Below are 25,480 nucleotides of genomic sequence, written 5' to 3' on the forward strand. Positions count from 1 at the left end.
ACATTAAATTTTTACGATCATGCGCTCTATAATAAATTCGAGATATACCAAACAGCTACGGTCGATGGTTGTATGCAGCCTGTTATCAACCGCCCTGTTTGTACAGAACAGCCTTGCCCAATCGCCCAGCAATGCAACCGGCCTGCTGGATCCTTCGGGCACTATGTTCTTTCAGAACCAATACCTGGGCAATGCCGCTATGGCGGGTATCGATTCGGGTTTACACCTGAATGCAGCCCACCGGCGTCAATGGCAAAACAGCATCGATGGCGCCCCGGTAAGCACTTTCTTTTCGGCCGATGTGAATACCGGCAACAGGGGCGGGCTGGGTGTAAATGTTATGAACGATGTAGCCGGATTGATCAACCGGACCCGGCTGGGATTATCATATGCCTATCACATGCCGTTGAGCGCTACCCGCAACCAGTTCCTGCATTTCGGGATGTCGCTTGCATTCAATTTTCAACGGGTAGATATGAGCAAGGTCGATGGAGATCTTACCGATCCGGCCCTGATGGCTTACAATGCCCGTGACAACTATTTTGAAGGCGATTATGGCATGGCTTATACCGATGAGCACTGGAACCTGCAGGCAGCATTGCCGAATATCAGGGCCCTGTTCACCGGGGTTAATCGCGGCATTAACGGCGGTACCCTCATCTATTCAGCAGTTTCTTACAAATTCAAGAACGAAGGGGCTGTAAGCACCATAGAACCGAAGCTCGCTTACCGGAACATCAGGGGTTATGACGACATCATCGACGCGGGCGTGAATGTTTCTTTCCTTGACGATGTGGCCAACATCATGGCCATGTATCATACCTCAAAAAGTTTTACTGCCGGCATTGGTGTGAACATTAAAAGAACAGCCGTTATCCAGTTAATGTACACCGCACAAACCGGTGGTATTAGATCGTATGTCGATGGCGGCTACGAAATTGGCGCTACGGTGAATTTGTTTAAATAGTGTTTTGCCATTCAAATATGTAAAATCCCCCCGGTGTGCCGGGGGGATTTTTTATTGGATTTCCCTGAATACACAGATGAATAAATGGCTTATAACTAACTTTATATACAAGAATTAGCTATGACCAATCATGATGACCAGGAACTGAAAAAAGCATTGGGTACACCAAAATTCTATATTGATACTCCCGGAAAGATCGACGGTGAACAGTATTATTGGTTTCCCAACCAGGGTAACAGCATGACGGATCATACGGCCAGGTCAATTCCCGGCGGCAGCCTGGTACTGGGCCGCTTGTTATCGATCAACAGCATTAGCGATGTTCCCCTGCATCGCCCAATGGTCTTCATTATAGATTTTAAGGGAGAACAATACTGTTTATTGAAAAGTCCCTGTGCTATCAAAACACCAGAAGAAAACACCGGCACCGAAATGCTTTGCCTGCACAGCTATAACCCCTCCCCCGGTTTTAATGACCTCTGGGTGCCATTCCATTATATTAAATACATGTTTATAGTAGAACGGGTTCGCCGGCCCGATGGCACTGAATTCGTTCCGGAACCGTGACCGGAACTTTCAACAAAAAGGAACAGAACGGCTCTATATAAAACCGTTCTGTAACTATTATTCATCTTTAACGTGGTAGATCACTTCATGCGCTTCCCAGGGCGCCGGTACTTCCAGTTTCGATACCAGTTTATCCACTGCCCTGCCCGGTACAACCGCCTCGCGGCCTTTGTTCTGCCCATGCAATTTTTCATAGGGCACTTCTACATACACTAATTTAACATAGGCCTTATACGTAATAAACAGCTCTATCAACTGGCTGCGCATCTGGCGGGTAGTATTGGTAGCGTTCCAAACAAATCCCTGCTTTTTGCGTAAATACGCCCGCGCTTTTTCCTTGGCCAGCTGCACTACCCTGCCATTGCCGCTTTTATCGGTGGCGGCAATTTTATGCTCTTTGCGGATGTTGTCGAGATTTATAACCGGCCAGTCTTTATAATGTTGTTGCACATAGGTATCCTTACCGGCGCCCGGCAAGCCGCTCATGAGGATCACTGTTGGGCCAAAATCATCAAAGGGAACGAAATCAGGGCCGTTCTTCGGGTTTTCGAAATACGTGAAGCGGGCATTGGCTGTTTTAAATTCCTTTGCTTTGCCCCAGCAATCCTGCTCCTGGCACATTACTTCAAACAAGCCGATGCGATACAAGAGATCGGCCTGGTCAGCACTTATCCTCCCCAGCGCATCTGCTCTTGCGAGCATCGCCAATAATTGCGTGTCTATGCTTACACTGGCTTCAATCACCGTCCATACCGGGTCCCTTTTTTCCATGGCCCAGATCGGCTGGCCATGCAGGCGTACGAGCTGTACGATCTGTTCCCGGATCGCAAAAGGCGCGGGTTCTTCCATATATAATATGCGTCGCGCAGTCATGGCCCCTTTCTTCGAGTGGCCCTTTGAAGTGATACGGCCATCCGCTTCCTGTACCGTGGTTGAACGTTTCTCTACATCGTGCAGCAAGGCAGCCGCCCACATGAGCTCCTGATGCTGGGGAGAAAGCGCGTTAAACCCTTCCAGTTGCTGTAATGCTTCCATGACCATCTGCGTATGAATAGCCACATTTCCTTCAGCATGATGCACAGGGTCCTGCGGAATATCATCCATCTCACGAACCCAGCTGAAGCGCTCGTGTAAATGATCCCAATCTTTGTTTTCAGTCAAGGTCCACATCATTACCTCCTTCGTGTTTCAAGGCAGCCCGTTTCCAGTTGCGGGTCCAGTGTTCGTTTGTTTTAACATGGCCTTTGCGCACCCATTTAAATACATTGTGCGAAAAAGCATCACGATGAAAAGCCGCTGCATTTCTGCTCACGATACCTTCCAGTGTACAGGGTTTGCCGGTGATGCTATCAACCGGAGCAAAGGCACCGCCAGTAGTTGTTATATTCAGTACCTTTTGCTCGAAGGCCGACCTGTTGCCGGGTGTGCTTTCTGTTTCTATCACCGGAACGGTAGGCAGTTCAAGCATCGCTGCATAGAATTGCACCTCTTCCCAGCTCAACCATTGATCGCCTTCGCGTACCGCAAATACATAAAAATGGTGTTCCAACTGCTGGTAGCGGATGGAATGCACAGCATACATGTTTTCTAAAAATATTTCCAGGTCGCCCAGGTCGTTTTTTACCAGTTGCCAGAATTCCCGCAGCGATGATGTCCACGGTGAAGTGGTAGGTGCTGCATGTGAGCGGGCAAATACGCCCCATTTGCTCAAACAGTTGTTCTCGCCATCGAGCTTCTCGGTATGAATAAGTGTTCTTATTTGTTGCAGGTCGCTCCAGTAATCATAATTGATCCGGTCATCGCTGGTGGTGCCAGGCGAAAATGGATAATGATAGGTGCGACCGTATTTCACGGATTGCATAAAATAGATATTATACTGATAGAAGTCTGCTGAAACAATAACTTCTTTCATGTATGGATAAAAGATAAGTGTGAACACGCTTTTTATAGCGCTTCGGATCAGAAAAGATTATATGAAGAAGCAATTACATAACACAAGGCTTGACGATGTTCTTTTAGATGCGCAAAATTAGTTTTTATTTTCAGCTTCTGCAAGCATGATGAAAGCAGGTTCCCACACGCCAACCGGTAAACGTCTATCTACCCTCCGGTGATTAGCCATCAATGCGGCACTCAAATTGCTTATACAAACATTGAATAAACTTTACGCTATGACACTCACAGAGTTATTAATTCTTCTGGTAATTGCAGCCATCTGTGGCGCAGTTGGCCAATCCCTCGCTGGTTACGATCTGGGCGGCTGCCTCGTATCTATTGTTGTAGGTTTTATTGGCGCCTACATCGGGCTTTGGATCGCCGGCAAATTTGGACTACCGGAAATCTTCGCAATAAAAGTAGGTGGAAAAACTTTTCCCATAATATGGGCTGTGGTAGGTTCGGCGCTTTTCACGTTGATCATTGCACTTATAAGAGGCGCTATTTTTGGAAGGAACCGGTATTAAGGTATCTGACCTGTTACTAACGTAACTACGACCAGCAATCGGTTCGTTGCTGATAGATATCAAGTATTTGATAATTTGATAACCAGCTGTATCACTTTCCGATACAGCTTTTTTATTGACCGCCATCATAAAATAATAACTGTTCAAGCCGGGCACTGTTGGTCATAATTGTGCTTCTTTTAATTCATGCTATTTCATAATTTCTAAACAACCTGCAACGAACCTCATACGCATCGTGAATAATCGGTATGACTGGGCATGAAATTTTCAGCAAATTAAAAGTTACTTCTATACAAGCTTGTTTGAAATTAATATCGGGGGGATATCCTCTCCCAGACAGATCATTTTGTGCACTTTAAAACTGACGGCTATGATAAAAATTGATCTCAACCAACACAAGATTCTCTTTTGCCTGATCCTTTCACTTCTTCTTCTATCACTGCCCCGCTCAGCCAATGCAGGCGGGAAACCAGCAAACAGATTTATTCCGGTCAATGGCAGGGTTGTTTCATCAAATGATCAGCAGCCTCTTGAGGGCGTATCCGTTACTGTCAAAGGTACCAATACAGGTACTTCAACAGATGCGAGCGGACAGTACAGCTTCAGCAATGTGGAAAGTAATGCCACGCTGGTTTTCAGCTTCGTAGGTTATCAGACCATGGAAGTACCGGTAAGGAACCGCAATGTGATCGATGTTACATTGCAGGTGGAAGCGGGTACCCTTGTTGAAACCATCGTTACAGCCAACGCCATTCGGCGCGACAAAAGATCATTGGGTTATTCTGCCCCCGTAATAAGAAGTGAAGAATTGCTAACAGGACGAAACACAAGTCCATTAAACGCTTTACAGGGAAAAGTAGCCGGTGTTAATATAACCAGCACTGCCGGCGCTCCGAACAGTTCTTCCCGTATTGTATTGAGAGGCGGTTCCTCCATCACGGGCAATAACCAGGCCCTTATGGTAATAGATGGTATACCCATCGATAACTCCGACTTCCTGGGCGGAAGCGATGTGCGCACCACCCAAACCAGCGGCGTTGTTGACCCCAGAAGCACCGTTAACTTTGGTAACCGCGGTAACGATATCAACCCTGAAGATATTGAATCAATAACAGTATTGAAGGGACCCACTGCTGCTGCATTGTATGGTTCAAGAGCTTCCAATGGCGCGGTGGTGATCACTACCAAATCTGGAAGAAGAGGTCAGAAGACCGAAGTAACCGTAAGTTCAACCACCACATTCTCAAACATTCTGCGATTGCCCAGGTTCCAGAACAGTTATGGCCAGGGTTATGCAATTGATATCAACCCCGACAATACCCTGGAATATTATCTCGATCCAATTGAGAACTGGAGCTGGGGCCCTCCATTTAATGACAGTCTTCAGGAATGGGGACAGGAGATCAATGGCGTACGGCAAATGAAAAGATATTCCGCACAGGAAGATAATATCAGAAAGTTCTTCGAGACCGGAAGAATGATCAATAACACCGTGTCTTTTGCCGGCTCAGGTGAAAAAACAACTTTTTACCTGTCGTTGAATGCCCTGAACTCCGATGGTATAATGCCTACCAAGAAAGATAATTACAACAGATACAATGCCCGCTTTAATGGTACCGCCCATTTTAATAATAAGTTCAGCGCCAGTATCGGTATCAATTATACCAGGCTGAACAGTAACCTGGTGCAGGGCGGACAGGGCCCCGGCTCGGTTTATGACAACGTGCTGCAAACACCGCGCGACATCCCGCTCCATGAAATGGGTGATCTGAGTAATCCCTACTACGGTTATGGCTTTTTGAACGAACGGGGCGAACAGGTATATGGCTTTTATGGCGGTTATACCGTAAGTCCTTATTATATCCTGCAGAACTATAAGAATGAAAATGAGCTGGACCGTATCACCGGAAATTTCACCATCACCTATCAGCCCTTTAAATGGCTGGATATCGTTGAAAGAGTGGGCGCCGACGTATACTCTGACCGCAGAAGGTTCATGTATCCTAAATTCACGTATTATCCGGCAGACGAAACCACCGGTAACTACTCGCGCTCAAATGTGCAGTCGGAAGTAGGCCAGTACCGCGAAAACAATTTCAACATCAGTGAAATTGTGCACGACCTGATGGTGACCGCCAGGAAAAATGTAGGTGATGATTTCACCGGAAGTTTGATGCTGGGGCATAATATCCGCCAAAGGGTCTCTTCCATTCTGGATGCAAGCACCAATGAATCATTCGGACTGATCGTGCCCGGCTGGTACAATCTGGACAACAGTAATGGTCCATTATATAATTATAATGAGTTCAGCCGGCGGCGCCTCATGGGTCTTTATGCGCAACTGACTTTGGGATTCCGGGAAATGATCTTCCTGGATCTTACCGCACGCAACGACTGGTCGTCTACCCTGCCGGAAAATAACAGGTCCTTCTTCTATCCAAGCGCCAGTGCGTCGTTTGTGTTTACAGAATTAATGAAGGATGGCAGAATAGCCGACGCTTTGAATTATGGTAAGATCCGCGCCAGTGTAGCGCAGGTAGGTAATGACGCCAGTCCGTTCCTGCTCAATAATTATTTTGCAAGACCCGAGATAGAAGGAAACTTCGGTAGTACGACATTTCCATTTAACGGTATACCAGGCATTACCCGGTTCGGACGGATCGGTAATCCGAACCTGAAGCCCGAGATCACTACCGCTTATGAAATTGGTACAGAATTGAATTTCTGGAATAACCGGTTCTATCTTGATTTTTCTTACTATCAGAACCGGTCAAAAGACCAGATCCTTACCATTCCTATTTCAGAAGCATCGGGCTTTACCAGCATGGTGATCAACGGTGGGATCGTCGAAAATAAAGGGATCGAATTAAGCGTTCGCGGTACACCTATACGCACACAGAACGGATTCACGCTGGAACTCTTTGGTACCTACACCCGCAACCGCAACAAAGTGATTGATCTCGAACTGGAAGGTGTAACCCAGGTATCGCTGGGTGGATTAGCAGATATGTCGGCCGTGGCTGCGGAAGGAAAACCATATGGCACTTTTTATGGTGTAGATATCCTGCATGATTCCCTGGGACGGGTTATTGTTGATCCGGCAACCGGTATTCCGCTTGAAACACCAGGTGCTGTTTATTTCGGCTCATACAATCCTGATTATCTCGCATCCTGGGGAGCATCTGCACGCTACAAAGGATTTACTTTTAATATCCTATTCGATACGAAACAGGGTGGACAGTTTGTTTCCCGCACGAAAGATATCATGGCTTTCGTGGGCACCTCCTACGAAACCATAGAATATGGCCGCGAACCTTATATCTTTCCCAATTCAGTGTATTATGACCAGAGCGATAAACTGGTTACCAATACCGACGCCCGGCTTTTGCCGCAGGACTACTTCAGCAACCTGCCTTATGGACGGAACGTAATTGACGCATCGTACGTTAAGCTGCGGGAAGTAAGCCTGAGTTATAGAATTCCGAAGAGTGTTTTGAAGAATTCTTTTCTTGGCGATCTAACGGTTGGCATATTCGGGAATAACCTGGTGCTGTGGACACCATCCCAGAATAAATACATTGACCCGGAAATAAATTCAGCGGGCGCCACCAACCTGCAGGGATTTGACTTCACCGCACAACCCTCGCAACGGAATTTCGGCTTTAATATTAGCGCCAGCTTCTGATCAACTTTAAATACCTGAATTATGACAACTTTCCATAAAAGAACCAAATGGCTGCTGTTTGTACTGGTTGCCCTCACCGGCATCAGCGGTTGTAAAAAGTTTTTAGATACTAACGATAATCCCAATTTGGCGTCAAACGCTTCTGTTGAATTATTGCTGCCCGCAGCCCAGGCGGCCATCGGCCATGCGCTTGGCAACCCGCTGCAGATCCATGGCGGCATCTGGGCGCAGTACTGGACACAAAATCCTACTTCCTCACAATACAGGAGCCTTGATCAATACTCGGTAACGACGACTTCGTTCGACAGACCCTGGCGGATGCTGTATTCAGACGCCATTGCAGACATCCAGGAAATACTGAACCTTACACAGGGAAAAGCGGCTTCCAATCAATATACAGCCATTGCATATATAATGAAGGCCTATGCATTCCAGTTAGCCACAGATGCATTCGGCGATGTTCCCCTGACCCAGACGGCCAACCCGGCCATCACCAATCCTGTGTATAACCCGCAGCAACAGGTGTATGACAGCATCCTGATCTTTATTGACCGGGCCATCTCGCTGATCGATGTAGATGCGGAAGTACATCCGGGTTCGGATGACCTGATCTTCCAGGGCGACATGGAGCAGTGGTTGCGCTTTGCCAATACATTTAAACTACGGGCTTTATTACGCTTATCAGAAGTAGCGCCCCAAAGAGCAGCCGCCGGTATCGCCACCTTGAATGGTTCTGAATTCCTCGAAGACGATGCACAAATTGAATACAGTGCTGTTGGTGGAAATCAAAATCCGCTGTTCTCCGAAATGCTGGGCCTGAGCCGCGTGCAGAATCTGGTGGCCAGTGAAACGGTAACAAAATTTATGACCCAGAACCGCGACCCAAGGGCAGAGGTTTTCTTCACCAGGTATAGAAATACAGCCGGCACCATCGACTCCATCATCGGCATTAAGCAGGGCTCTTACCGAACAAATACCCGGATCTTTAGTTTGCCTTCAGCGACCGTTGGCGCCAATGCCCGGAACGACCAGTCGGCCAATGCACCGGTTAAATTCATGTCAGCCGCTGAAAGTTATTTTCTGCAGGCGGAAGCAGTAGTAAGAGGATGGTTAAATACAGGGGTATCTGCGGCTAACCTGTTCAGGCAGGGTATCAGGGCCAGCTTTGCATCCTATAACGTACCCGGTGTTGAAACTTACCTGGCTTCTGCGCCGGCCGCTCAATGGACAGAAGGTATGGAATCACAGATCGAAGCCATCATCACTCAAAAATGGCTGGCCATGACGGGCAACCAGGGCTTTGAAGCCTGGACCGAATGGCGCCGTACCGGTTACCCGGATTTCTTTACGGTGTCGCTGGCAACTGCATTAGGCGATGAGCGAATGCCGGCCCGCCTGTTATATCCCAGCTCTGAAGTGACCAGGAATGTGAACTTTCCCGGCATCAGGCTGATCTATGAACCGGTATGGTGGGATGTAGATTAAATAAGAAGATATGAGTTGATCATAAAATGGGGTAGGGTACTTAAACTAAGACCTTACCCCATTAAAGTATGTATCCGCTATAAAGACCAGCTGACTATTGCTCAAATTAAATTCATCTTCCAGGAAGATCTTATTCGCAGTACCCTTCAACGTTATATTCATTAACTTGGCCCACAAACCCATCTCTGCATTGTTCATCATTTTTACTTCCTGCTGACTGATCCCGAGAATAAGAATATCTTTTATCAACTCCTCGATATAAGAGTCGCGCTTCTTCACGATGTTCTCAAACAAAAAATGGTTCTCGTACAGGTCTGATTTGAAAATAGAGAATTTATTGGCTTTGAATTTTACATCTTCCAGCAGGCTGGTGAACAATACCCGGAACTTGCTGGCAGCAGTAGATTCTTTTTTTACCGCCTCAGCCACTTTGGCCTGCGAAGCTTCAATATCATTCAAAATAACGGCCTCAAAAATCTCTTCCTTGGTTTTGTAGTAATAATATAAAGCGCTTTTCGACTTGCCTACCTGCCGGGCAATATCCTCCATGGTGGTCTTTTTAAAGCCGAACCTTTCGAACAGATCCCGGGCTCCGTTAAGTATTTCCTCCCTGATCGGATCTTTTACATCTTGACTATTCGACATTTTTGGTCGATTTTGATTGGTTCTTTCAAAATTACAAAATCCGGCCTGATTGTCGGTTCCAGGAACCCAGAAACAATCAACATTTATAAAGTTTCAGATGTGTAAAGTGAATATATACTGTTTTTCAGCCATTTAAATAAGCGGGTTGATGCCAGCGGCTGACCAAGGCACCCCACTGACCGCCTGCTTTCACAGGCCTTTAACATTTTATTTCGACCATTTTTACAATTTGGTCGAAAAGTCATATTACCTTTGACCAATAAACCAAATTAGTCGAATATTTAATGAACGAGATCATCATATTAGAAACCGCATTCAGGCTCTTCACCACCCAGGGTATTCAGCTCTTTACGATGGATGATATCGCCTCGCGGTTAGCCATATCGAAGAAGACCTTATACCGCTTCTTCACCTCCCGGCACGACCTGGTGCAACAGGTATGCAGGCAGGTAGCCGGCAATTACAACCAGTCAATGGCAGCGGCGGAAAATGCAGACATCAACAATCTGCAGCGGGTGCTGCGCTACATGGCGGTGAATGTAGACTTCTGTAAAAAGACCTGTCCGGCATTTTTCACCGACCTGCAAAAGCATTATCCGGCAGAATCGGCCTGGCTGGTGAACAGCATGAACAACACCATTCAATCAAGGCTCGTGAAAGTGCTGGAGCAGGGCATTATTGAAGGTATGTTCAGGGGCAGCCTGCATCCGAAACTGGTAGTGTCCATTTTACAACAGCATATCCAAAAGGATTTCGAGTTCGCTGCCGAGCTTGTCAATGACTATTCAAAAGATGAAGTATTCAGGCAGGCCATGTATATGTTCCTGTATGGCATAATAGCACCGGAGGCTGTTCCCCAACTGGAGAATGAGTTGGCCAAGTACAGCTTTTCTAACAGCGCTCAGTATACGGGAAAGAACGAACCCCTTTTAAACAAGAAACAGCTCAACTAAATACAGAATTAATGAAAAAGAATCCATCGCTTCGAAAATTAGTGCAACGTGTGGTATTGCTGGTGGCAGGAGTGAGCGTTTTGTCGCTGGCAAAAGCCCAAACAGCGCCGCTCTCGCTGAAAGAAGCATTACAACATGCCTTGAAGAACAAATCCGAGGCCGTTAAAGCCCGGCTCGATGAAGAGAACAGTCAATATAAAATTGACGAAGCCAGGTCACAGGCGCTGCCGCAGGTGAATGCCAATGGCGGCCTTACCTACAATCCTATTTTGCAGTTAAGCGCCGTACCTGGTGACCTGGCTGGCCAGCCTGGTAAAACCCTGCTGATCCCGTTCGGACAAAAATGGAACAGCAACGCTTCGGTGTCCCTGTCGCAAACCCTGTTCGATAAATCTGTTTTTACGGGTTTAAAAGCAGCGAAAGCCACCCAACAATACTACCAGCTGGTAGCTGGCTTAACCGATGAGCAGGTGATTGAAAAAGTAGCCACGCAATACTACCAGGTACTGGTGCAACGCCAGCAGCTCGCCATTGTCGACAGTAATATAGTTACCACTACCCGCGTGAAGAACGTCATAGAAGGCCAACATAAAAACGGCCTGGCCAAAAAGATCGATCTCGACAGAAGCAAGGTGAACCTGTCGAACCTCGAAGCGCAAAAGCAGCAATTGCTCAATGCCGTTCAACTGCAGGAGAACACCCTGAAATTTTATATGGGCATACCCATTGAAACACCTATCAGCATTCCCGCATCAGCACTCGACAGCATTCAACCCAGCATGTCGATGATCGCCGGTGCACCGGATGTTAAAAAGCTGGCTGACTACCAGGTACTGAAAAAACAGGAGGAGCTCCTGCACCTGCAAAAAGAAGCAAAGAAAGCCGCCTACTATCCGTCCCTGTCGCTTTCGGGCAGTTATGGTTACCAGGGATTGGCTAATAAATTCCCGGTTGGCACCGGTGCCAACTGGTTCGATTATTCGTCCATCGGCCTGAACCTGAAGATCCCTTTGTTCAATGGTTTTGCCACCCGTTCAAGAGTACAGCAGGCTGATATTGAAATAAAAAAGCTGCAGGAGGATATTAAGAACACCGAGCTCTCGCTGAACCTCGGCTATCAGAACGCCACTACCCAGCTTCGGAACAGCATCATTACCCTGAATACGCAAAAAGAGAATGTAGCCCTGGCCGAAGAAGTATATGCCAATTCACAAAATAACTATTCGCAGGGTTTAGCCCCGCTGACCGACCTGCTGGATGCAGAGAACGCATTGGCCAAAGCGCAGAACAATTATACCGCTGCCCTGCTCGATTACCGGCTGGCAGAAATTCAATTGATCAAAGCGCAAGGAAATTTAAAAACACTCTTAAACTAACATAGAATGAAGAAGAAGATCGTCAGGATCATTGTAACCATCGTAGTAATCGTAGTGTCTGTGGGCGCTATTGCCAGGGTACTTTCGAACAACAAAAAGAGGTCGGAAGAGAAAACACAGATCGTAGCCCAAACCAATGCCACGGTATCTGTACGCATAGATACAGTATCACGCGCCATTCCCGACCTGGATGTAATAGCCAACGGTAATTTTGCGCCGGCACAGGAGTTAAGCCTCGCAGCAGAAAAATCAGGGCGCGTGGTTCAGGTGCTTGCAGATGAAGGCAGTTATGTACGTAAAGGACAAACAGTAGCTACTATCCGCGTTGATCAGCTGTCGGTTGACCTCAACAATGCGGAAGCCAATTATCAAACCGCCCTTAGCGACCTGCAGCGTTATGAGAACGCTTTTAAAACAGGCGGTGTTACCCAGCAACAGCTCGACCAGGCAAGGTTGAATGTAGCCAACGCAAAAGCGAAGCTGGAACAATCCCGCATCAACCTGGGCGATGCCAGCATTCGCGCCACCATCAATGGCATTGTAAACAAGCGCCATATTGAACCAGGCAGTGTTGTTTCACCGGGTACCAAATTATTTGATATCGTAAATGTGTCAACGCTCAAGCTGCATGTGACGGTGAACGAAGCACAGGTGCCTTACCTGAGCATCGGCAAACAGGTACAGGTAAAGGCGAGCGTTTTCCCCGATAAGACTTTCTCAGGCAGGATCAATTTCATTGCGCCCAAAGCCGATGAAGCGTTGAACTTTCCGGTGGAGATCACGATCACCAACAATGCCGCCAATCAGCTGAAAGCCGGTATGTACGGAACCGCCATTTTTGATTTTCCCGATCAATCGGCTGTTATCATGATACCCCGTACTGCCTTTGTAGGCAGTGTGAACAGCAAACAGGTATTTGTAGCAGACAATGGCATTGCCCGGCTGAAGACCGTTACCCCCGGCCGTGTAGTTGGTGATCAGGTAGAGATCCTGGGTGGGTTAACTGAAGGAACCCTGGTAATTACCAGTGGGCAGATCAACCTTGTTGATGGCTCTAAGATAAGTATCCTTCAATAAGCCGGCACACCCTTCACAATAAAATAAAAAGATCAGGATGAAATTAGCTGAATTATCTATAAAACGGCCTTCCCTCGTGATCGTATTGTTTACGATCCTTACGCTGGGTGGTTTGTTCAGTTACACTTTACTGGGTTATGAACTGATCCCAAAGTTCGACAGTAATGCGGTAACTATTACAACGGTTTACCCGGGTGCATCACCGGCAGAAATCGAAAATACCGTTACCAAAAAGATTGAAGATGCCGTAGCCTCTTTGGAGAATATTAAAAAGCTGGAGTCGAAATCAATGGAAAGTATTTCATTGGTCACTATCCAGCTCAACAGCGGCGCCGACGCAGACTATGCATTGAACGATGCGCAACGTAAGATCAATGCCATATTAAAAGACCTGCCTGAAGATGTGGATCCGCCATCGTTGAATAAATTTTCGCTGGATGATCTTCCCATCCTCACGCTGTCTGCTTCCGCCAAAATGGATGAAGCATCCTTTTACGACCTGGTCGACAAACGGATCAGTCCTGCCCTCTCCCGCATCAACGGCGTGGCGCAGGTAAACCTGGTTGGTGGTGAAGAAAGAGAGATCCAGGTAAGCCTCGATGCCGAAAAGCTGAAGGGATATGGCCTCTCTGTTCTGCAGGTGCAGCAGATGATCGTGGCCTCTAACCTCGACTTTCCAACCGGTAATGTGCAAACCCGGGAACAAAGCATCCTCGTGCGCTTGTCGGGTAAGTATAAGAATGTAGAAGAATTGCGTAACCTGGTGCTCACTTCGCACAACGGCATTTCAGTACGCCTGTCAGACGTTGCTGATGTGCAGGATGCGCAAAAAGAGGTGGAGAAGATCTCGAGGGTTAACCAGAAGAACTCCATTGCCGTACAGATCATCAAACAAAGCGATGCCAATGCAGTAGCGGTAGCGGCAGACGTGAAAAAGAAAATTGCCGATCTGCAGGAGCAATATAGAACAAGCCAATTACAGCTCGAGATTGCAAACGACAGTACCGTATTTACGCTGGAAGCGGCGGATTCTGTGGTGCATGACCTCCTGCTGGCAGTTGTGCTGGTGGCGTTGGTGATGCTGTTCTTCCTGCACAGCATCAGGAACTCGCTGATCGTCATGGTGTCGATTCCCGCCTCGCTGATCGCCACCTTTATTGGAATGGCTTTGTTAGGTTATACCCTTAACCTGATGAGTTTACTCGGTCTTTCCCTCGTGGTTGGTATCCTGGTCGACGACGCCATCGTGGTGCTCGAAAACATTTACCGGCACATGGAAATGGGTAAGAACCGCGTTCGCGCAGCCTTCGATGCTACCAGGGAGATCGGCTTTACGGTTACAGCCATTACCATGGTGATCGTGGTGGTGTTCCTGCCGATAGCCCTTAGTACCGGCCTGGTATCGAACATCATTAAACAGTTCTGCGTAACTGTTATTATTGCCACGCTTTTGTCGCTCTTATCATCATTTACCATTGTACCCTGGTTGTCATCCCGCTTCGGAAAACTGGAACACCTTTCAGGCAAATCGATATTTGGCAGGATCATCCTGGGTTTTGAAAAAGGCCTTAGCAATTTTACCGACTGGATCACCAATATCCTGAAATGGTCGCTGAACCATAAACGCATCACCCTGGGCATAGTAGTGGTACTCTTTGTGTCATCATTGTATATGTTAGCCGGTGGATTTATTGGTGGCGAGTTCTTCGCCAAAAGCGACCGCGGCGAATTCATGGTACAAATGGAATTGCCCAAGGATGCATCCATTGAACAAACCAACCAGGTAACCCGGCAGGCAGAAGCATTCCTGCGCAAAAAGCCGGAGATCACCGACCTCATTACTACTGTAGGACAAACCAGTGAAGGTATGGCAGGAAGCCAGTCAACGGCTTACAAATCGGAGATCCGTGTGAAGCTGGTTGACGGTAAACACAGAACGGATGATTCTTATGTGTATGCCGCCAAAATAAAAAGAGAATTGCAAAAAGAACTGGTGGGCACCAAAGTGAAAACAACACCGGTAAGTATCCTGGGTACTGCTGATAATGCACCCCTGGCGCTGGTAGTAATGGCGCCTGAACTCGACAGCGCCATGGCATTTGCCAATGCAGCACACGAGGAACTGAAAAAAATAAAAGGCGCTGCCGAAACAAAACTCACCGTTGAAGCCGGTAACCCCGAGATCAATGTGCAGGTGAACAGAGATAAAATGGCCAGCCTGGGTCTATCGCTGCAAACCGTAGGTGCCACCATGCAAACCGCTTTCAACGGGAATACCGATGGCAAGTTCAGGGCAGGTGAATATGAATATGATATCAATATCCGCTACAACAGCTTCAACAGATCGAATATTGAAGATGTACGCAACCTTGAGTTTGTAAATGACCAGGGCCAGCGGATCAAATTATCGCAGTTCGCCAGCATCACGGAAGCTTCAGGCCCCAGTTTGCTCGAAAGAAGAGATAAAAGCCCTTCTGTGACCGTACAGGGACAAACAGTAGGCCGTCCTACCGGCACAGTAGCTACAGAATGGCAGGCAGCCTTTGAAAAAATAAAAAAACCAGCCGGTGTAAGTTATGTATGGGGCGGTGATATGGAAAACCAATCCGAAGGTTTCGGTACCCTCGGTGTTGCCTTGCTGGCCGCCATCTTACTGGTATACCTGGTGATGGTATTATTATATGACAGCTTTGTATATCCGTTAGTGGTATTGTTCTCTGTACCCCTGTCATTCATCGGCGCCTTGCTGGCACTGGGTTTAACCAACAATTCATTGAACATCTTTACGATCCTGGGTATTATCATGCTCATTGGTCTCGTATGTAAGAACGCGATCATGCTGGTTGACTTCACCAATCACCGCAAAGCGGCTGGTGAATCTACCTTCAAAGCATTGATCCAGGCAAACCACGCCAGGCTTCGTCCGATCCTGATGACAACTATTGCGATGGTCTTTGGTATGTTACCGATAGCCATAGCTTCGGGACCTGGTGCTGAATGGAAAAATGGGTTGGCCTGGGTAATTATCGGCGGCTTGATCAGTTCCCTATTCCTTACGCTGATCATTGTACCCGTTATCTATGCGATCTTCGATCACTGGATCCAACGCAGAAAACACAAAAAACAGCAAAAATCCATTGAAGAACTAATGACAGAAGAGTACGTACCCGCAGAAAGCGAGGACGGCTTTACGCCTGTTCATGTTGTTTAAGTAAAGGCAGGATCAGAACAATAGACAGGACTTCTTTAAGAATGGTAACAGGACATCAGCATTCACTGCCGCTGTCCTGTTTTTTTATGCATTAGTTTGCCGCACCCTGGAAGGGTGGCACACTAATCACTCATCGGCAGGGATTCAATATTTATCAATGGCCTTATTGCCCATTTGCAGCTGCAACTTCCCTCCTTTTGTAATATCGGCAAATGAAATAAAAGGCTGCTTCAGTTTCTTTCCATTGAGCTGCATGGATTGGATATAGATATTTTCTCCACTGTTATTTTTCGTTTCGATCACAAACTGTTTACCGGGATAGTACTTTCGATCCAGTTGAATGGTGATCTTGTTAAATAGAGGCCCTGCTATTCCCATTTGTGGGTTTACATCCGTTAATCCTTTTACATCGAATAAGCCCATGGAAGCGATCACATACCAGGCCCCCAGTTGTCCCTGGTCCTCATCCTGCCCAAAACCATAACCATGTACGGGTTCGGTGCCATAGAATTTGTCGCAGATCGACCGCACCCATTTTTGCGTTAAAGAAGCTTTGCCTGAAAAATTAAATAACCAGGAGATATGTAAGCCCGGCTGGTTACCGTGGTTGTATATGCCTGCGATGCCGGCAAAGGCGTCTATATTGGCCCCACCGCCGAACAATGCTTTTTCGGCAATCACAAAAGTGCTATCCAACCTGCTGTTAAAGGTATGGGCGCCCACTTTAGCGATCAGCGCTTTTGGATCCTGCGGTACAAAATACGTGTATTGCCATGCATTGCCTTCCTGGAAGCCGCGCCAGGGTTGTGAAGGATCGAAATTATCAATAAAAGCACCATTGGCCATTTTCGGGCGCACCAGTTTCAAAGAGCTATCGAACAAATGCTCCCAACCTTTTGACAGCCGCTGGAAAGTTTTATAATCGGCTTCCTTTCCTAACTGTTTTGCCCATTGCGCCATCGCATAGGCGCTGAAGGCATATTCCAGCGTGTGGGAAGCGGAGAACTTCCACACTTCCTCCCAGCTGCTGCCTTTGTCTAAGTGATTTACATAACCGTTTTTAATAAAACTATCCACATCCAGTTTGCCGGCGCCGCGCGGCCGGTCTTTACCTTCCAGCTCATTTTTTCTTGCGGCCGCATATGCTTCCTGTACATTAAAGTCGCGGATGCCTGCCATCCAGGCGCCGGCAAAAACGATGCTCACCATATTGGTGCCCACCCCGGATACAAAGCGGCTATTGGCAATGCCATCGGCCAGCCAGCCTGCATCTTTATAGATCAGAAGCTGGCTCTTGATAAAGTCGGAATAATATTCGGGGTAAGCCAGGGCCCATAATTGCGTCAGGTTCCAGTAAGCGCCCCATACGGCATCGGTATTATAATGATTGAAAGCTGGTTTGCCATTTTTATCCAATGGGATCTGTTTATTTGTACCATCGTTCTTTGGATAAGCGCCGTTCACGTCGCTGGCCAGTCCGCGCCCCAATAATGCATGATACAGGCCTGTATAAAACTTAACCGTATTATCGTGGTTCGCCGTATCTACCTGGATCCTTCCCAGGTATTCATTCCAGGTGCTGAGCGCCTTTTCTTTGGCATCGTTGAACGATAGACCAGCGGCTTCTGCTTGCAGGTTTAAACGCGCGTTCTCAATAGAGGTATACGACAATCCCGCCTTGATGGTAACCGCTTCTTTGTCCCGGGTAGAAAAGCTAAGGTAGAGGCCAGCGCCTTTACCGCTTATTTCATTCTTACCAGCTGTTATATTGTTACCACTGAATACCCCGAAAGCAGTAGGTTTTTTATCAATCAGGGCAGAAAAATACATGGTCACTTCCCCACCCGGCTGGTATTTCTGAACATACACCGGCAATGTGGTCACATATCCTTCAACGCGGCCATCGGGCAGCAGGTACACTTTGGCGTCTTTTACCGGACCGCTTTCCCCCTGCTTATTGCCAATATCGAACAGGATATGCGCTTCCCCGCTTTGCGGAAATGTATAACGGTGAAAAGCCACCCGTTTGGTAGCCGTCAATTCTGCCTGGATCTTGTAATCCTTCAATACTACCGAATAATAACCTGCGGTAGCTATTTCATCTTTCTTATCAAAGCGCGAACGGTAACCTTCCTCCGGATGCTCCAGCTTGCCTGGTGTGGTTTGCAGCTTGCCTGTAATTGGCGCAAATACAATTCCACCCACCTGGAATTCATGAAAGTTGGGAAAACCCTCTATGGATTCATGCCGGGTATCGTAACCGGTCGCGTCCCAGCCATGTACATTACCGTAAGAGCCATTGGTTGATGGCGCAGGTTTGGCCATGCCAAAAGGAACAGCGCCTGGCGTATAATGGAACCAGCGGCAATGTGCCGTGCCAATAGCAGGATCTACAAATGAGGTATAGTTCGTTGATGATTGTGCCATACAGGCAGTGCTAACCACCATGAACAGGGCAACAAAGGCAAACAATTCTTTTTTCAAAACACTTATTTTTTTTGATCAGGGATGGTATGAAGATGATTAAAATAAAAGCCAGCCGCACCCAGGAGGGCGGCCAGTTCGCCCAACTCCGATCGTACAATCGGGACCTCGGGAAAACGTCTTTGTATGTGTGCGTGCAAAGCCTCTTTAAATAAAGGGTATGACTGAGCGATATTGCCACCGATCACGACTGCCGCTGCACCGGTTTGTTCAATGAAGCGGATCAGGAAAGCGCCCAGGTTCCTGCCAAATTCGGTAAACAATGTTTTCACCGATTCATCGCGCATGGCCAGGCCGGCCAGTTCTTTTACACCACTGATGAGGCTGCCCGCAATAGCGGTATATTGGTTTGCGAACCAGCGGGCGGACAGGTAATCTTCCGCTATCCCCTCTTTAAATGGCATATTCCAGAGATCGGCGCTTGTGGCTTGGCCATTTGCAAAAACAGCTGTTCCCAGCCCCGTGCCCAACGTTACACTGATCACCTGCTGGTAGCCGCTCACAGAACCACCAAATACTTCGCCCTGTAAAAAACAGGCGGCATCATTGTTCAAATAAATAGCTGATGGCTGTATACCTAATACCTGTGCCAACATTTTTTTTACATTCAGTCCATATAACAGTGGGTACTTGTCCTGATCACTGATAAGGCAAATGCCCTGCTCATAATCAAAAGGGCCGGGCATAGCGAGGCAGATCTTTGTAAGCCTCTTATCCTGCATCGCCTGCCTGATGCATGCAGCCCATGCTTCGATCACCTCGGCTGCTGCCGCCATTGAATCGATAGGCAAACGTACTAAGGAAGGCAAAAGCACCTGCTTCCTGTGCACATCAACCTGCGCCGCAGTAATATGCGATCCGCCGATATCAGCTCCTATTACGAATGATTCGCTCATCTTCTTATGAAATCGGTTCTTGATGAATGTTTTAATTAGTGACCAACCGGTGTCACATACAGGTCCTGCTCTTTCGCCCGGTCTTTCCAGTCATTTTCGATCTGCTCCAGCGATTTGCCTTTGGTTTCCGGCAATAATTTATATACTGTGATAAACGCGATCAAACAACAGGCTGCAAAAAACCAGAAAGTAAAAGCAGTACCGATGCTTTTTAAGAATATGGGTGTAAGCTGGCCAACAATCGTATCGGCGATCCACATGACCATAATGCTAATGGCCATGGCGCGGCCGCGGATAATACCGGGAAAGATCTCTGACGCCACTACAAATTTTAAAGGCCCTATAGAAAATGCAAAGGACGCCAGGAAGGCCAGCACACAGAGCAGTAAAGGCCAACCGGTGGTAGCGCCGGCATAAAAACAAATGCCGGTGGCCAGCAAACTGATGGTAGCGCCTGCGGTTCCGGCCAAATACAAGGGCCGCCGGCCGAGGCTGTCAACTTTCCAAATGGCGATCAGGGTAAATAACATATTGGCCCCGCCGAAGATGATCTGGCTTAGTAAGGAATTGCTCAATGAAATACCTGCATTGCTCAGGATACTGGGACCATAGTAAATAATGGCATTGATGCCGCTGAACTGTGAGAACAGGGGCAACAAAATGCCAATGACCAATGCTTTTCGCCATTGCGGCTCCAACAGGCTGCGATATGAGATGGGCGCCTGCTTTTGGGACTGCCTTCCCAACTGCAGGCTGGCATGTGCCTCGATGGGATTATTAATGCGGTTGAGGATCGCTGTTGCTTCCTGCTCGCGATGGCGCCGGATCAACCAGCGCGGACTTTCTGGAACTACGAACAGTCCCAAAACGAAAAAGAGCGCCGGTATTACACCAATGCCGAACATGCCGCGCCATACTTCACGCACTAAAAAGGTATGCATCAACCCGCCCGTATCGTTTGTATGTTCCAGGGCGTAATTCAACAAGGCGGAATTCGTTAAATACGCTGCCAGGATACCCAGGGTTACTGCCAGTTGATAATAAGTGACCAGCCGTCCGCGGATACGGGCAGGCGCTATTTCAGAGATATATAAAGGAACCACATTGGAAGCCAGTCCAATCCCAATACCCCCTACTATGCGCGCGGTAATGATGCCCGTTAATGAAGGCAGCAGCGAACAACCGAGCGCCGACAGCAGGAACAGGAAAGCGGCCAGCAGCAGCGGTTTCTTCCGGCCGAGGCGGTCACTCAACTCACCCGAGATAGCCACGCCGACAATACAACCCACCAAAGCAGAAGACACAAACCAGCCTTCCTGGAAAGCCGAGAGGGAGAACTGCTTTTGCAGTAAGGGCAGGATGCCTGAAACGACCGCCATATCGAAACCGAATAAAAATCCACCCAGCGAAGCCACCAGGGTTATCATAAAAAGGTAAGCGCTCTTGTTACGTGTATCCATGGTTGATACCTTTAAACCGGTGAATTATTTTTTCGATGCTTTGGTTTTGGGAGCGGCCGACATGGAAGGTGGTGCATCACCAGGCTGGCTGCCCCATTCCATATTAGGTTCGGGCCCCATTTCCAACACCAGTGAACCACCGTCTACCAGGTCTGCATGATAGAACCAGGGTTTGGTCAATGGCTTTCCATCCAGGGTGGCCGATTGAATGTACCGGTTCTTGTCAGATACATTACGTGCTTCAATGGTAAAGGTCTTGCCGGGATAATAAGTTGGATCCAGCTGGATCGTTGCTTTCTCAAACAAAGGACTGCCGATCTCGTAAAATGGTTTAACGGAAGCACCGCCATCTGTTTGGAATAATCCCATGGCAGCCATCACATACCAGGCGCCCATCTGGCCCTCATCTTCATCACCCAGCCAGCCGTGTAATGGCGTAGCGCCATAATACCGGTTCATGATCTCCCGGGTATAATGCTGGGTTAGCCAGGGTTTGCCGGAATAATTGAATAACCAGGCCGCCTGCATATTGGGCTGATTGCCGTGATTGATGGGAATACGATCATAGAGATCGCCTTCTGCATTGAAATTATAGCGGGTTGATTTTTTGAATCCTTCTTCCAGCCGGGTATTGAATTCATCTTTTCCCATCAGGTTCAGGATCCCCTGCACATCGTGCGGATTGAAGAAACTGTATTGCCAGGCATTTCCTTCCAGGTAACCGGTGCCGCTGAAAGAGGTACAGCAATAGGGATTCCATTCTTTCACCCAGGATCCGTCGCGGTGTTTCATCCGGATATATTTGGTAGAAGTATCAAATACATTCCTGTAATTTCCGGCGCGCCTGATAAATTGTTCATACTCTTTTTTCCTGCCCAGTGCTTTGGCCATTTGTGAAACGCACCAATCGTCGTACGCATACTCAAGCGTGTTGGACACCTGGCCTTCCTCTGTTGGCACATAGCCCAGCTTCATATATGACTCAAAGAACTTATTGCCTGCATACCCATTTTCCGGCGTTACTATGCCCGGTGTTGTTTGCTGATGCACCATGGCCTTAAAAGCAGTCTCGGCATCAAAATCCCGGATCCCTTTCTGATAAGCGCCCACGATAAGCGCTATCTCGTGCGAGGCTTCCATAATGCCTGAGTACTCGATACCGGCGGGACCTTTGGGTAACCAGCCACCGGTTCTGTAGATCTCTAAAAATGATTTCACCCATTTGCTGGTGATGTCGGGGTTTACCAGCGCCCACAATTGATTCAGGTTCCAGAAGGTATTCCATAATGCATCGCAACCGTACACCGGTGAATCAGGACGCACCTGTTGTACTTTTTCATTTACATCTACATACTTTCCATTCACATCGCTCCAGGTAGTACGGGCTACATATGAGCGGTACATATTGGTATAGAACTTTTTTCTTTCTTCCTCCGTTCCGCCCTGCACCTGGATCTTGCTCAACATACCATTCCATACTTTCCGCGCATTGTTCCTGACTGCATCGAAATCCCAGTTGAAAGGATTCATTTCCGTTTCCAGGTTCAACCTGGCCTGTTCGATGCTCACCAGGGAAATAGCAGTCTGCATCAATAACACCTCGCCTTTCTTTGTGTGAAAATCGGCAAAAGCGCCCATACGTCCCTTGCCGGTCACTTCCTTCACATTGTTGCTGTTCTTATTGCCAGTCCATCCGCCGAAACCTTCCATCGCTTTGTTAAAGCGAACGACAAAATGAACGGTGTATTCGTTCCAGCTCCACTTTTGTTTCGAATAGCCTTCAATTTCTTTGTCGGTCACTTTGGTGATCCTGGCATCGAGGATCTCGGCCGTGTTCTCAAAAGGAATATCCAGGTCGAGCAATACATGCAGTTCTTCTTCCTCCGGCGTAGTGAAGCGGAAGAACCCGGCGCGGGTAGTACTCGTAAGCTCTGTATGAATATTGCCATTCATGAGTGTAACTGCATAGTAACCCGGACTGGCCTTTTCGGTTTCTTTATAAATTCTTGAGCGGTAACCGGTCGTCCAGCCGGTGGTAGGACCATCGGCAGGACCACGGCGGGTATTCAGTGCCCCAACTGTAGGCATAACCGATAAGCCGGCCATGGTCCAGGAATGAATATGGCTGAACCCGCCGATATTATTCAATGTATATTCATACCCCGATTTCCAGACGCCGCCCTGGTTATCCGGACTGAGTTGTACCATGCCAAAAGGCATGGTGGCGCCCGGGTTCAGCATCCACCGCGATTCAGAAGTTCCCAGTAAAGGATCCGCATAGTCAACCGGGTCTTTGGTTTGAGCAATGGTGAATAAGGTCCAATTACCCATGAGCAAAAGCAAGAACAATCTTTTCATATTCGACGTGATATTTATTTAAGTTCGGTTATATTTTCTTTACAAAAAGCCTTTACAACTTTGGCCATGCCCGCACCCTTATTGATGAGCGTATACCTTTTGGCAGCAGCCGGGATCACAAAGGTTTCCGCATAATGAAAAGTAGCAATAGCCCCATCGGCTGTCTCTACAGAAATGGCACTGCCTTCAACCAGCATCAGGATATGGCAGGTATTATTTGTTTCTACGGAAACACGCGACATAAATTCAAGCCGGTGGATATCGTAAAAATGAACCGCATGGGTGGGACAATGCACCAGTTGCCAGTCGGCGCCCTGATCGATCACTACCTGTTTCGAAATAAGTTCATTGGCGACGGCCGCGCCTTTCCGGTCAAAGTTCAGGTTATTGAATGCATGATCGATATTGATGGCCCGCGGCTCCCCGTTCAGATCGAGCCTTAACCAGTCATACATTTTGAAGGTAAAAATATAAGGCGTTGCACTGATCTCCAGCACGAGGTTGTTGATACCGGCGCTATGCACCGTGCCATTGGGAATTAAGAACAGATCGTGTTTTGAGGCAGGATGCGATTGCACATATTCATCAATGGCCACCACCTGTTTATTGGCTTTGCTGTTCTCCAGCACCTGGCGGAAGGCAGTTGGATCGATCCCTTCCTGGAAGCCCAGGTATACCTGTGCATTGTCTTTGCAGTCGAGAATATAATAGGTCTCATCCTGGGTAATGGTCTCGCCAAAATGTTCGCGGATATATGGCAAACGGGGATGGCATTGAATAGATAGATTGCCGCCTTCCCAGGTGTCGAGGAAATCAAAACGGATCGGGAACTCATAACCGAACAATGCAGCATGTTTGCCAAGTACATTGTTATTTTCCCGGAACATTAAACAATCGAAAGATACTTCCAGCAGGTTTCCATTGCTTTCGAAGACCAGGCCATTTTCCGGCACGATCAGTTCAAAGGACCAGGCATAATTCACTTCCTCTTTATTCAGGCCGCGGATCTTCTCTTTCATCCATTGTCCACCCCAGGCGCCCGCTTCAAACCAGGGCCGCACCCGGAAGATCGTTTGACTGAGACTTGATAAACCCGCCCGCAATGAATCGCCCGGCATCCAGTTGAGGGATTCCTTCCATTGCCCATCGGCGATCACCGCTATTGTTGGTAAAATGTTTTTCTTGTGCTCATTCAAAACCACCCAGTCAACAAAATAGAAACGCTTATACATCTCTGCAGAACGGCTTGCCTTTTTAGCACCCAGATTAGTGATACTGCCGGCGCGCATGCGGTATTGTATTTCATTCTTGGGCAGATCCAGATAAACAATGGGCACATTCCAGTTTACGAGAGCAGCACCAATGCCAAAGACAATGGTACAATCCACATCGGTAGCCGGGTGCAGGGACAAGAGTGCCTGCTCATTGAAAAAGTCGTTTAGCGTGCCATTGTATTTTGTTCCCCAAACAGCATCGGGTGCACCCAAAAAAGGCGTTACCATGGTTTCGATCTGTTCTTCCTTTTTCATACAGGTACTTACATCGATCCACTGCACCTTTTTTCCTAATGCCTGCAATTCGGTTTGCAGGCATTGTTTTACTTCTTTCCAGAAGATCCCACCATATCCATCGATTATAATTTGCCGGTGTTCAGCGATCCATTTTGCCAATGATCCATATCCACTGAAGATCTTGTTGGCTCCCAGGCCATGCGCAGGGTACATGTTATAGCCGCCATTGGTTATCGCATCCGTATGCATTTGCTGAGGCAATAATGATTGTGAACTGACCCGTCTTTTACTTCCTGCACCTTTGCTTTTACCTACAATGTTCTCCGATGTTTCGTACATACTT

The 25,480-nt window shown here is 47.7% G+C and carries 17 protein-coding genes; 9 read left to right on the top strand and 8 right to left on the bottom strand.

All coding sequences use genetic code 11. The features are described from left to right. Positions 1–19: 19 nt before the first annotated feature. A complete protein-coding gene (locus JT717_RS11780; protein ID WP_205510669.1) occupies positions 20–967 on the top strand; it encodes a PorP/SprF family type IX secretion system membrane protein in 948 nt (315 codons plus the stop codon). 120 nt (positions 968–1,087) lie between these two features. Beyond that, positions 1,088–1,534: a hypothetical protein gene (locus JT717_RS11785; RefSeq protein WP_205510670.1), complete on the top strand. Its 447-nt coding sequence runs from the start codon at positions 1,088–1,090 to the stop codon at positions 1,532–1,534. Positions 1,535–1,591: 57 nt separating this feature from the next. Here the strand turns inward: JT717_RS11785 and JT717_RS11790 are convergent, their stop codons facing one another. Next, a complete protein-coding gene (locus JT717_RS11790; RefSeq protein ID WP_240348027.1) occupies positions 1,592–2,707 on the bottom strand; it encodes an AAA family ATPase in 1,116 nt (371 codons plus the stop codon). Continuing rightward, positions 2,688–3,446, bottom strand: a complete 759-nt coding sequence (locus tag JT717_RS11795; protein ID WP_240348028.1) for an RNA ligase family protein — start codon at positions 3,444–3,446, stop codon at positions 2,688–2,690. The genes JT717_RS11790 and JT717_RS11795 overlap by 20 nt, the downstream gene beginning before the upstream one ends. 259 nt (positions 3,447–3,705) lie before the next feature. Between JT717_RS11795 and JT717_RS11800 the strand changes: the two genes are divergently transcribed. From JT717_RS11800 to JT717_RS11810, 3 genes are all read left to right on the top strand, one after another. Then, a complete protein-coding gene (locus JT717_RS11800; RefSeq protein WP_205510671.1) occupies positions 3,706–3,996 on the top strand; it encodes a GlsB/YeaQ/YmgE family stress response membrane protein in 291 nt (96 codons plus the stop codon). 370 nt (positions 3,997–4,366) lie between these two features. Beyond that, entirely contained in the window at positions 4,367–7,681 is a 3,315-nt protein-coding gene (locus JT717_RS11805; protein ID WP_205510672.1) for a SusC/RagA family TonB-linked outer membrane protein, read from the top strand. 21 nt (positions 7,682–7,702) lie between these two features. After that, complete coding sequence (locus tag JT717_RS11810) at positions 7,703–9,166, top strand: SusD/RagB family nutrient-binding outer membrane lipoprotein (protein WP_205510673.1); 1,464 nt, start codon at positions 7,703–7,705, stop codon at positions 9,164–9,166. Between the two features lie 45 nt (positions 9,167–9,211). On the opposite strand, the gene JT717_RS11815 is transcribed toward JT717_RS11810, so the two are convergent. Beyond that, positions 9,212–9,811: a TetR/AcrR family transcriptional regulator gene (locus JT717_RS11815; protein WP_205510674.1), complete on the bottom strand. Its 600-nt coding sequence runs from the start codon at positions 9,809–9,811 to the stop codon at positions 9,212–9,214. Positions 9,812–10,095: 284 nt separating this feature from the next. Here JT717_RS11815 and JT717_RS11820 point away from each other — a divergent pair, with 284 nt between their 5' ends. From JT717_RS11820 to JT717_RS11835, 4 genes are read left to right on the top strand one after another with little or no spacing between them, the layout of a single operon-like run. Continuing rightward, entirely contained in the window at positions 10,096–10,764 is a 669-nt protein-coding gene (locus JT717_RS11820; RefSeq protein WP_205510675.1) for a TetR/AcrR family transcriptional regulator, read from the top strand. Between the two features lie 11 nt (positions 10,765–10,775). Next, on the top strand, positions 10,776–12,140 hold the full coding sequence (locus JT717_RS11825) for a TolC family protein (protein ID WP_205510676.1): 1,365 nt from the start codon (positions 10,776–10,778) through the stop codon (positions 12,138–12,140). A 6-nt stretch (positions 12,141–12,146) separates the two neighbouring features. Further along, positions 12,147–13,217: an efflux RND transporter periplasmic adaptor subunit gene (locus JT717_RS11830; RefSeq protein WP_205510677.1), complete on the top strand. Its 1,071-nt coding sequence runs from the start codon at positions 12,147–12,149 to the stop codon at positions 13,215–13,217. Positions 13,218–13,254: 37 nt separating this feature from the next. After that, complete coding sequence (locus JT717_RS11835) at positions 13,255–16,428, top strand: efflux RND transporter permease subunit (protein WP_205510678.1); 3,174 nt, start codon at positions 13,255–13,257, stop codon at positions 16,426–16,428. A gap of 144 nt (positions 16,429–16,572) precedes the next feature. Here the strand turns inward: JT717_RS11835 and JT717_RS11840 are convergent, their stop codons facing one another. Genes JT717_RS11840 through JT717_RS11860 form a run of 5 tightly spaced genes read right to left on the bottom strand, consistent with a single transcriptional unit; the run spans position 16,573 to position 25,476 of the window. Then, positions 16,573–18,912, bottom strand: a complete 2,340-nt coding sequence (locus JT717_RS11840; protein ID WP_205510679.1) for a GH92 family glycosyl hydrolase — start codon at positions 18,910–18,912, stop codon at positions 16,573–16,575. A 5-nt stretch (positions 18,913–18,917) separates the two neighbouring features. Next, positions 18,918–19,808 carry an ROK family protein gene (locus JT717_RS11845; RefSeq protein WP_205510680.1) on the bottom strand — a complete coding sequence of 297 codons (891 nt, stop codon included), beginning with the start codon at positions 19,806–19,808 and terminating at the stop codon, positions 18,918–18,920. A gap of 35 nt (positions 19,809–19,843) precedes the next feature. Then, a complete protein-coding gene (locus JT717_RS11850; RefSeq protein ID WP_205510681.1) occupies positions 19,844–21,268 on the bottom strand; it encodes a sugar porter family MFS transporter in 1,425 nt (474 codons plus the stop codon). Between the two features lie 24 nt (positions 21,269–21,292). After that, entirely contained in the window at positions 21,293–23,626 is a 2,334-nt protein-coding gene (locus tag JT717_RS11855; RefSeq protein ID WP_205510682.1) for a GH92 family glycosyl hydrolase, read from the bottom strand. Positions 23,627–23,640: 14 nt separating this feature from the next. Then, positions 23,641–25,476 carry a class I mannose-6-phosphate isomerase gene (locus tag JT717_RS11860; RefSeq protein WP_205510683.1) on the bottom strand — a complete coding sequence of 612 codons (1,836 nt, stop codon included), beginning with the start codon at positions 25,474–25,476 and terminating at the stop codon, positions 23,641–23,643. Positions 25,477–25,480 lie beyond the last annotated feature (4 nt).

It is taken from the genome of Longitalea arenae, from assembly GCF_016924755.1.
Lineage (GTDB): Bacteria > Bacteroidota > Bacteroidia > Chitinophagales > Chitinophagaceae > Niastella > Niastella arenae.

Excerpts from the sequence above, each read along its gene's own strand:
- JT717_RS11780 (WP_205510669.1), top strand. The coding sequence starts at position 20 with ATGCGCTCTATAATAAATTCGAGATATACCAAACAGCTACGGTCGATG.
- JT717_RS11785 (WP_205510670.1), top strand. The coding sequence starts at position 1,088 with ATGACCAATCATGATGACCAGGAACTGAAAAAAGCATTGGGTACACCA.
- JT717_RS11790 (WP_240348027.1), bottom strand. The coding sequence starts at position 2,707 with ATGATGTGGACCTTGACTGAAAACAAAGATTGGGATCATTTACACGAG.
- JT717_RS11795 (WP_240348028.1), bottom strand. The coding sequence starts at position 3,446 with ATGAAAGAAGTTATTGTTTCAGCAGACTTCTATCAGTATAATATCTAT.
- JT717_RS11800 (WP_205510671.1), top strand. The coding sequence starts at position 3,706 with ATGACACTCACAGAGTTATTAATTCTTCTGGTAATTGCAGCCATCTGT.
- JT717_RS11805 (WP_205510672.1), top strand. The coding sequence starts at position 4,367 with ATGATAAAAATTGATCTCAACCAACACAAGATTCTCTTTTGCCTGATC.
- JT717_RS11810 (WP_205510673.1), top strand. The coding sequence starts at position 7,703 with ATGACAACTTTCCATAAAAGAACCAAATGGCTGCTGTTTGTACTGGTT.
- JT717_RS11815 (WP_205510674.1), bottom strand. The coding sequence starts at position 9,811 with ATGTCGAATAGTCAAGATGTAAAAGATCCGATCAGGGAGGAAATACTT.
- JT717_RS11820 (WP_205510675.1), top strand. The coding sequence starts at position 10,096 with ATGAACGAGATCATCATATTAGAAACCGCATTCAGGCTCTTCACCACC.
- JT717_RS11825 (WP_205510676.1), top strand. The coding sequence starts at position 10,776 with ATGAAAAAGAATCCATCGCTTCGAAAATTAGTGCAACGTGTGGTATTG.
- JT717_RS11830 (WP_205510677.1), top strand. The coding sequence starts at position 12,147 with ATGAAGAAGAAGATCGTCAGGATCATTGTAACCATCGTAGTAATCGTA.
- JT717_RS11835 (WP_205510678.1), top strand. The coding sequence starts at position 13,255 with ATGAAATTAGCTGAATTATCTATAAAACGGCCTTCCCTCGTGATCGTA.
- JT717_RS11845 (WP_205510680.1), bottom strand. The coding sequence starts at position 19,808 with ATGAGCGAATCATTCGTAATAGGAGCTGATATCGGCGGATCGCATATT.
- JT717_RS11850 (WP_205510681.1), bottom strand. The coding sequence starts at position 21,268 with ATGGATACACGTAACAAGAGCGCTTACCTTTTTATGATAACCCTGGTG.
- JT717_RS11855 (WP_205510682.1), bottom strand. The coding sequence starts at position 23,626 with ATGAAAAGATTGTTCTTGCTTTTGCTCATGGGTAATTGGACCTTATTC.
- JT717_RS11860 (WP_205510683.1), bottom strand. The coding sequence starts at position 25,476 with ATGTACGAAACATCGGAGAACATTGTAGGTAAAAGCAAAGGTGCAGGA.